Raw genomic sequence first — 9,276 nt, forward strand, 5'->3', positions numbered from 1 at the left:
ACGGATCGGATCCGGCACGCCGTTGCGGCGCACCGAACGGCCTCAGGCCGCGCCCGGTCCGGCGGACGAGCGCTGGCGGAGCGGATTGGCGTCCCGCTCGAGAAGGTCGATCGTCTGCAGATAGAGCGGCCGCAGCCGTGCCACTTGGGGAATAAGGTGATCGGGGAAAAAGTGCATCTCGATCGCGCTGCGCGCCTCGTGCTCGATTTCCTCGGCGAGCGCCCCGAGCGGCTCGGCACCGAACTGACGCGCCTCCGTCTTGATCGTGTGCGCGGGAAGGACGAGGCCGGTCGCATCCTTGCGCTGCATCGCATCCTCGATGCGCGCGACCGACTTGTCGCCATCCTCGCGGAAATAGCCGAGAATCCGCACGAAAGCGGCGCCGAGCTGCGCGCGCGTGCGGGCGTGGACTTCCCAGTCCACAAGCGCTTCGTCGAAGGGAGTGATCGTGTCCACGAATCCGGTCTATCGGCGCAGGGTAAACAGATGATTGACGGCCGGGGAGGACGCGACCGGACGTGGAAAGGGCGACCGACCGCAAAGCATCACATCCAGTCGGGTACGGCCCTTCCGCGCGAAACGGCAGGCTGCAGAACTGATGCAGGATATGCAGCAGGATCGAAAATGCATTTTCGAACACATTTGTTAATTGCAAATAGAAACCGAGTTCTTTCGGCCGTAATCGTTCGCGATATTGTCAAGCAAGCTTTCACAATTCCCGCTAAGAAGCGGATGTTTGCTTGTACGTAATATCACTTACCAGTTCAATTATCCTGATACGAGGCAATCGGGTGCTGAATACGCAGCTATGAAATGAAAGGAGACGAAAGCGTCCGACGAGACAGGAGAGGTTGATCGTGAATATTCGCTGCGTGCTGCTTGCCTTTACATCGACCCTCGTCGCGATCCCGGCTCATGCCAACGGGGTTGGCGATGGTGGCGATCCCGCCGGCGGAGGCGAGGCCACCGGAGCCAGCGAAGCTTCGGGAGCCGGCGCGGGCCAGGCCGTAACGCCCGCTCGGCGCGAAAAGGCCGCGGCGCAGGACGTCTTTTCGACCGGTGTGGCGAAGGGCCGCGATCGTCTGGACAGCGCAACCTCGACCAGTGCGTTGAAGGGCAGCGAGGCGCAGAAGCTGGGACCACGCCCGCTTGCCGACATCCTTCGCGCGCTGCCCGGCCTTCGCGTCGAATCCGCGATCGGCGAGGGCAATGCCAATTATACCGTGCGCGGGCTGCCGCTTGCGGCCGGCGGCTCCAAATATATGCAGCTTCAGGAGGACGGGCTTCCCGTGCTCGAGTTCGGCGACATCTTCAACGTCGCCGCCGACGTATTTCTGCGCGCCGATTTCAACATCGCGCAGATCGAATCGATCCGCGGCGGATCCGGATCGACCTTCTCGTCGAACGCGCCTGGTGGTGTCGTCAACGTCATTTCGAAAACCGGCGACATCGAGGGCGGCGCAGTACAGGTTACCGGCGGACTCGATTATGACGAAAAGCGGATCGACTTCGACTATGGCCGCAAGCTCAGCGATACGCTGCGTTTCCACGTCGGCGGCTATTATCGCTCGGGTGAGGGGCCGCGCGACATCGGTTTCACCGGCTACAAGGGTGGGCAGATCAAGCTGAACGTCACGAAGCAGTTCGAGAATGGCTATGTTCGGCTGCACGCCAAATATCTCGACGATCGCTCGCCGACCTTCGCGCCTTATTTCATCAGGATCACCGGCACCAACGACAAGCCGGTCTTCAGCAACTACGCGAATTTCGACATCCGTAAGGATTCGATCCTTTCGCCGCACATCGGCCCGGTGACCACGCTCGACGGCGACAACAGGCTGCGGCACTTCGCACTCGACAACGGCATGCATGCGCTGTCGAAGGCGATCGGGCTCGAGGCGCAGTTCGACATCGCCGGCTGGACCCTGAGCGAGCGCGCGCGCTTCTCGGCCAATTCAGGCGACTTCCTGCGCGTCTTCCCGTCCGCAGTGAACAGCGTGGCGGCGCTGGCTGCGTCGCAGGCCGGTGCGGGTGCGACTGCGCGCTATGCGACCGGCCCCAATGCCGGGCAAATCGTGCCTGCCGACGCCAACGGCAACGGCCTGCTGGCCTTCTCCTACATGGCGCAGACCCGGGCGCGGTCGCTGGATAATTTCACCAACGACTTCCGCGCGACGCGGGTCTGGAAAGCGGGAGGCGGCAACCTCACGGCTACCGCCGGCCTCTACAAGGCGATCCAGGATCTTCACGCCGAATGGCTGCACTCGGCGATCGACACCGATGTCGTCGGCGGCGGCGATACGGCCATGGTCGACGTGACCAGCGCCGCCGGCACGCCGCAGACTCAAGGCGGCTATTACGCCTTCAGCCGCAACGGCAGCAAGTTCCGGCGGATCTTCGACGTGAAGTACGACATCACGGCGCCGTACGGCTCGATCAACTATCATTTCGGCAAGATCGCGATCGGCGGCAGCCTTCGCTACGATTTCGGCAAGGTGCGCGGTTCCCTGGTGGGGGCGGATCTCGGCGGCGGGCGGGTCGGCCTGATTTCCTACGACGTCAACGGCAACGGTGTCATTTCGGCACCGGAGACCCGTGTCGCCTATCTGCCGCTCGATCGGCCGGCTCTGGTCGACTACAATTACGGCTATCTGAGCTATTCCTCAGGCATCAACTTCCGGGTCGCCGAGCCGTTCTCGGTGTTCGCCCGGTACAGCCGGGGCGGGCGCGCCAACGCCGACAAGATCCTGTTCACGCCCGCGGTGAGCACGGTCGACGGCAGCGTGCCCAACAAGGCCGACACCTATGACGAAGTCCGTCAGCTCGAGGGCGGCTTCAAGCTCCGCCGCTCCGGCGCGACGCTCAACGTCACCGCGTTCCTGGCCAACGCCGACGATCACAACGTCCTGAACGGTGCCGCCACCCAGACCATCCGCGCCTATCGGGCGCACGGCGTCGAGATGGAAGGAAGCTTCCGCCGTGGCCCGTTCAGCATCATGGCCGGGGCGACCTATACCAAGGCCAAGATCACCGAGGACAAGCTCGATCCGAGCCTCACCGGCAAGGAGCCGCGGCACCAGCCCGCGTGGACGCTGCAGGCCACTCCCCAGGTCGAGCTGCGCAACGTCACATTCGGTGCGAACGTCGTCACGATCACCAGCAGCTTCGCGCAGGACAGCAACCTGCTCAAGATGCCGGGGTTCACCGTGGTGAATGCCTTTCTGCAGGTTCGACCCGTCGATCGGGTGCAGCTCAGCCTCAACGCCAGCAATCTGTTCGACGCGGTCGGCTTCTTCGAGATCAACCAGAGCGAAGTGCCGGCGAACGGCATCGGCTGGGGCCGGGCGATCAACGGGCGCACCGTCTCCGCTTCGTTGCGCTACGATTTCTGATCGTCGCGCACAGGTCGTGATCTGAGGCACTCCCGCCCGACTTCTCGAAGTCGGGCGGGAGTGCGGGCGGAACGTCCAGACAAAGCGCGCTGGCCGGTCCATGTCGCGGGCGTGCTCCGGTAGCGGACGCGCGCATGTTCCGGCATGGCTTGTGGTGCCGGCGCAGGTCGCCGATAGGCGCCGCATGCACCAGACTCCTGCCCGTTCTCCAATGCATCCGCGCGAATTCGTCGCGTTCATCGCCTCCGTCATGGCGGTCAACGCGCTCGGCGTCGACCTGATGCTCCCCGCCCTGGCGGATATCGGCAGGGATCTCCTGGTCACCGAGGCCAATCATCGCCAGTGGGTGGTGACCGTCTACGTGCTCGGCTTCGGTGCCGGACAATTGGTCTACGGTCCGCTCGCCGATCGCTTCGGGCGCAAGCCGGTGCTGGTCGCGACCCTCGCCGGGTTCATCGCGGCGAGTGCCTTCGCGGCGCGCTCCGGCACGTTCGAGGCGCTGCTCGGCGCCCGCTTGCTGCAGGGGCTGATGTCGGCGTCCAGCCGCGTGCTTGCCGTCGCCATCGTCCGCGACGGCGCGTCCGGCCGGCAGATGGCGCGAACCATGTCGGTCGCGCAAATGATCTTCTTCATCGTCCCGATCCTGGCGCCGACCATCGGCCAGCTCCTGCTCGAGATCGGCCCCTGGCGCTTCATCTTCTACGCGCTCGGCACCTTCGCCGCCTTCGTGCTCGCCTGGACGGCGATGCGCCTGCCGGAAACGCTGGCGATCGGCGCGCGAATGCCGATCTCGATCGCGAATTTGAGGCGGAGCTATAAGCTGACGCTGACTAACCGATTTTCGATCGGCTATTCCTGCGCCGCGTCGCTCACCTTCGGCGCGATCATCGCCTTCGTGTCGTCGGCGCAGCAGATCTTCGTCGACGAATTCGGCGCCGGCCGCCGCTTCTCGCTGCTGTTCGCGATCTGCGCCTTTTCGATGGGCATCGCATCGTTCGCCAACAGCAGGCTGGTCGAGCGGCTCGGCACCCGGCTGATCTCGCATTCGGCATTGCTCGCGCTGATCCTGCTCTCGATCGTGCACGTGCTGGTGATCCTCGCCGGGTGGGAGACGCTGTCGAGCTACGTCGTCTTCCAGGCGCTCAGCATGACCTGCATCGGCCTGTGCGGATCGAATTTCGGCGCAATGGCGATGGAGCCGGTCGGGCATATCGCCGGCACCGCGTCCTCGATCCAGGGCTTCATCACCAGCATCGGCGCGGTGCTGGTCGCATCGGCGATCGGCCAGGCCTATGCCGGCACGACGCTGCCGCTGGCGATCGGCTATCTGCTGATCGGGCTTGCCGCGCTCGCGATCGTGTTCGTGGTGGAAGGCGGCCAGCTGTTCCGGGCGCGCATGCTCCCGCGCTGAGGGGGAAGATGGCGATCCGCTCGGTGGGACTCCGCGCCGCGAGGCGACAGCGAGGCATCGAGCTTCGCTGTTGCGGGCCCAACCCAGACCCTCCTTGGAAGCAAGGGGAAGGACGGCAACCTCCTCATGAGGCAGGAGCCGAAACGGACACTCCGAGCGGGCAAGGGAGTGGAAGCCGCCGCTCCTGTCTGGAAGGGTTGCTGAAAGCGTGGTCCTTCCGTGCCGATCATCTTGGCGTCGGCGCTTGGCTCAAGCCTCTGGGATCTTGCTCTCGTCCCGGATCCGGGAGCGGTCTCGTGTGGTGGATCGACGCGCGACCAACCTGTCGAAGAGACACGAGAAGAACGCGTAAAGCGTCAAAGCAAGGACGGCGAAGAGCCAGAGCGGCACCGTCGTTTCACGTTCCGAGACTCCCTCCGGCGTCAAGCGATCGCCAAAGAAAATGCCGGTTGCGATGTACAGGACCGTGAGCCAGTAAATGGCGCCCAGTAACGCTTTGCAGATCCACGGGATCACGCTGGTCACCGAACGGCCGCCGGGATCGCGCGTCGGATGACTGCCTCATATCGGCGTGCATCGCCATTGCCATGGTGCGGTGCCAAAGGATGTGGATCGAGGAGCCTCGGATGGTATTTCGGCGCAGGAGATAGACTTTTCATTCGGTGCCATCGCGACCGATGCCGGCTTGTGACAGTTCGCCGGCTGTAAGCGGTGCACCATGCCGTCGTCAGGCAACGACAGTTCCTCAATGTTCCCGCCTCAGCTGCCATCGCCTGTTGACGAGCGCTGATATGATCACAAACGCGCTCACAATTGCAGCGACCAGAAGGCGCCGTTCATCCGTCACCGTCCCCGTCAGCGCATCGAGCGGATCATGTCCGGTGACGATGAAGCAGAACCAAGCTGCCACGTACCAATAGATTGCCGCCGCGAGTGCGGCAGCCGGATAAAGGATTAGGTTGCGACGCATGCGCATGCATATTCTGTCGCTTGCGGGGCTATCAAGGTCAAGCCGTGGGAGTGCCGCCTGTCGACGACCGGTCGCCGGCCCGCGCCTGCGAGAGAGAAAGTCCGGCCGCGCCCTCCTGTCACAACGGAGATGGAGCGGCCTTTCTGTCAGACGTCGCGCGGTGCTCAGCTTGGGTGCACGCCGTCACATCGTCCAGCACCAGTTTCATCGAACTGCAACGAAGGCGTCACCAAAGTCCCGCGAAGCGCCGTTAACCCTCGCCCCCTGGCTGCATCTTGCACTGCAGCAATCAGGGGGAAAATTCCAATGTTACGTCTGTCGGTTTCACTTTCGGCCATGGCGGTCGCTCTGGCGCAGTCTGCATCCGCGGCCGCGCAGCCCGCTGCGCCGGTTTCCGCCCCGCTGGCCGAAGCGGCCGACATCGGCGTGACGGAAGGCGGTGGTGCGGCAGCTACGTCCGGCATCGCCGCGGGTACGGGAGCGGCGGCCGCTCTTGTGGCCGAAGAGACCGAAGGCGCGGCGACGGGCGCCGAGGACGCCGATGCTGCGAGCGCGGCCGATGCCGATGCGGCGATCGTCGTCACCGGGCGGCAGACCCGCACTGCCGTCGTCCTGCCCGGAACCGAGATGCAGAAGATCCTGCCCGGCATCAGCCCGCTGAAGGCGATCCAGACCCTGCCCGGCGTGCTCTACATCACCGCCGATCCGTGGGGCTATAACGAGCAGAATGCGCAGCTCTTCATCCACGGCTTCGCTGCCAACCAGCTCGGCTACACGATGGACCGCATCCCGCTCGGCGACCAGAGCTACGGCAATTATAACGGCCTGTCGCCGCAACGCGCGGTGATCTCGGAGAATGTCGAGCGTGTCGTCGTCGCGACCGGGGCCGGCGATCTCGCCACCGCCTCGAACAGCAATCTCGGCGGCACCGTCGAAACCTATTCGTCGGACCCGCTCGACACGTTCGGAATCCGGTTCGGCCAGACGATCGGCAGCTACGACACCTCGCGCACCTTCCTTCGGGTCGACAGCGGCGGGTTCGGACCGGGCGGCGCGAACCGGGCCTATCTCTCGGGCGCCCGCCAGCGCGCCCGCGCCTGGGATTTCGACGGCCGGCAGGGCGGGTGGCAGGCCAACGCCAAGTTCGTCCACGATTCCGACATCGGCAAGCTGACGCTCTATTTCGATTATAACGACATGATCCAGCCGAACGAGGACGCCACCGTCTTCTTCAAGCCTTCGGCGGGCGGCACCGCCACTCCGGTGCAGCTCTACACGCCCTATACCAAGCCCTTCTTCTACCCGGACTTCACCACCTACCGGACGACCTATCTGAGCCCGCTCGGCAATTCACCGGCGGCGGAAGGCAGCAACTACCGCAATTATTATTCGGATGCGCAGCGCACCGACTATCTGGTCTATGCCCGCTTCGACAAGGATCTGGCGGACGGCGTCCGCTGGTCGACCACCGGCTATTATCACCACAATGACGGCGCCGGCGTCGTCGCCGGCCCGCTCGGACAATCGATCACCACCGCACAGCCCTATCTCGATCCCAATTATGCGACCCTGCCGGCCAATTGCCGGTTCGGCGGCAACGCCAACGGCACCCGTCCCGCGGCCTGTACCGCGCTGACCCCGGCCCAGGCCGCCGCACGCGGGGCCGCTCTGGTCGCGGCGACCGGCGGATCGGGGCTGATCACCCGCACCACCGAATATCGGATCGACCGCGAAGGCGTGATTTCGGCGCTCAACATCGATCTCGGCGCCCACCAGATCGAGTTCGGCGGCTGGTTCGAGCATAACAGCACCACCCAGTGGCGCCGCTGGTATGCGGTCGACGTCAACGATCCCGCCTCGAGTACGCCCTATATTCGCCCGCGCGAGGTCGCCGACCCGCTGTTCACCCAATATCAGGGCGAAGCCAGCATCAATCAGCTCCAGCTCCACCTCCAGGACAGCTGGCAGGTCAACGATGCCCTGCGCATCCAGGCGGGCTTCAAGACCAGCGCCCAATGGGCGGACGGGCGCTACCCGGTCCAGCCCAGGGCCGGCTCGCTCTCGGGCCTCGCCGGCGGCCTGCCGGAAGGCAAGATCAACACCCTGCGCTGGTTCCTGCCGGCGGTCGGCGCGACCTACGATTTCAACGGCCACGAGCAGATCTATTTCAACGTCCAGAAGAATCTGCGCCAATATCAGGCCTATCTCGCCGGCGGCGGCGGCCCGTGGTTCACCGGCAGCCAGGCGGCGTTCGATGCCTTTGCCGAAGAGGGCAAGCCGGAGAGCAGCTGGACCTATGAAGGCGGCCTGCGCAGCAACCGCGAGTTCGGCAACGACATCGCGCTGAGCGCGCAGATCAATTACTATCATGTCGTCTTCAACAATCGCCTGCTCGCCATCTCGACCAACCCGGGCGGCATCGCCGGCAGCGGCATCACCGGCGGCACCTCGATCCTGGTCAATGTCGGCGACGTCCACACCGACGGCGTCGACGCGGCCTTCACCCTCCGGCTCGGCAGGGCGGTGTCGCTCTACAATGCGACCTCGTACAGTCTCTCCGAATATCAGAGCGACTATACGTCGGCGGCAAGCGGGATCGGCGCGGCCACCGGCAGCTGCATCGGCGGCTATCTGGTCGTCGGCGGGGTCGTGCCGACCTGCGGCAAAAGGCTGCCGGGCACGCCCAAGTGGATGAACAAGAGCGTTGCGACCTTCACCGCGGGCCCGTTCGAGGCGCAGCTGATCGGCGACTATGTCGGCCGCCGCTTCGCCACCTACTCCAACGACGTCAGCGTCAAATCCTACTTCCTCGCCTCGCTGCGGCTCGCCGCCCAGCTGCCGGCCGAGGCCTTCCGCCTGCGCAAGGCCGAGCTTTCGCTCAACGTCACCAATCTCGGCGACATCAAGGGCGTCTCGACGCTATCGATCGGATCGGCGACCAACGGCTATTCCGCCTATCCGATCGCGCCGCGGCAGTGGTTCCTGACCTTGTCGGCGGCCTATTGATCGCGGCTCGCGTCGCGCAGCGACAGCGGGACATCGAGCCCCGCTGTCGCTGATCCGCCGTGAGCAGGTACGCCATGCGCCGCATGGCGTAGGCGCATCGGGGCCAGGCCGGCCTACTCAGCCCCTCCATGTCAGGGAGAGGAAGCTTCGTGCCTTGGCGTGATGGGCGGAGGGAGCGCGGTCAGTGGGCGAGTGCTACGGGTTCGAGAATGGGTGGCCGTCTGGACCTGGTGACGGGACAACTCGGCAACTCGTGGTCGGACCGCAGCTAGTAGCTTCCAGTCGACAAGGCCGGCGACCGGCCGATCCGGCCACACTCGTCCCTTTGGGCTCGCATCATCGTCTTGCGCGGATCCGGACGCGTGATGATCTAGAGCATGATCATTTTTCTGTGAATCTGGCAGGGGATTCCCAAAGGGCCTGGATCGTGATTCAAGGTGCTGGCTGGAAGGAGGCCAGCATGGATGACGCGGCCTTATTCAAATGATCTTCGCGAG

Annotated in this window: 6 protein-coding genes; 3 read left to right on the forward strand and 3 right to left on the reverse strand. The window is 64.6% G+C overall.

The window, feature by feature from the left end:
• Positions 1 to 42: 42 nt before the first annotated feature.
• A complete protein-coding gene (locus tag C7I55_RS27170) occupies positions 43 to 456 on the reverse strand; it encodes an Hpt domain-containing protein (RefSeq protein WP_233222445.1) in 414 nt (137 codons plus the stop codon).
• A 401-nt stretch (positions 457 to 857) separates the two neighbouring features.
• Between C7I55_RS27170 and C7I55_RS27175 the strand changes: the two genes are divergently transcribed.
• Positions 858 to 3,392, forward strand: coding sequence for a TonB-dependent receptor domain-containing protein (locus C7I55_RS27175; protein WP_233222446.1), 2,535 nt, complete (start codon positions 858 to 860; stop codon positions 3,390 to 3,392).
• A 211-nt stretch (positions 3,393 to 3,603) separates the two neighbouring features.
• Positions 3,604 to 4,803: a multidrug effflux MFS transporter gene (locus C7I55_RS27180; RefSeq protein ID WP_106516198.1), complete on the forward strand. Its 1,200-nt coding sequence runs from the start codon at positions 3,604 to 3,606 to the stop codon at positions 4,801 to 4,803.
• 249 nt (positions 4,804 to 5,052) lie between these two features.
• Here the strand turns inward: C7I55_RS27180 and C7I55_RS27185 are convergent, their stop codons facing one another.
• Positions 5,053 to 5,328 carry a hypothetical protein gene (locus C7I55_RS27185; protein ID WP_106516199.1) on the reverse strand — a complete coding sequence of 92 codons (276 nt, stop codon included), beginning with the start codon at positions 5,326 to 5,328 and terminating at the stop codon, positions 5,053 to 5,055.
• Positions 5,329 to 5,548: 220 nt separating this feature from the next.
• Positions 5,549 to 5,779, reverse strand: a complete 231-nt coding sequence (locus C7I55_RS27190; protein WP_106516200.1) for a hypothetical protein — start codon at positions 5,777 to 5,779, stop codon at positions 5,549 to 5,551.
• Positions 5,780 to 6,079: 300 nt separating this feature from the next.
• Here C7I55_RS27190 and C7I55_RS27195 point away from each other — a divergent pair, with 300 nt between their 5' ends.
• Positions 6,080 to 8,779, forward strand: a complete 2,700-nt coding sequence (locus C7I55_RS27195; protein ID WP_233222447.1) for a TonB-dependent receptor — start codon at positions 6,080 to 6,082, stop codon at positions 8,777 to 8,779.
• Positions 8,780 to 9,276 lie beyond the last annotated feature (497 nt).

Origin of the sequence: Allosphingosinicella deserti (assembly GCF_003012735.1) — a bacterium.
GTDB lineage: Bacteria > Pseudomonadota > Alphaproteobacteria > Sphingomonadales > Sphingomonadaceae > Allosphingosinicella > Allosphingosinicella deserti.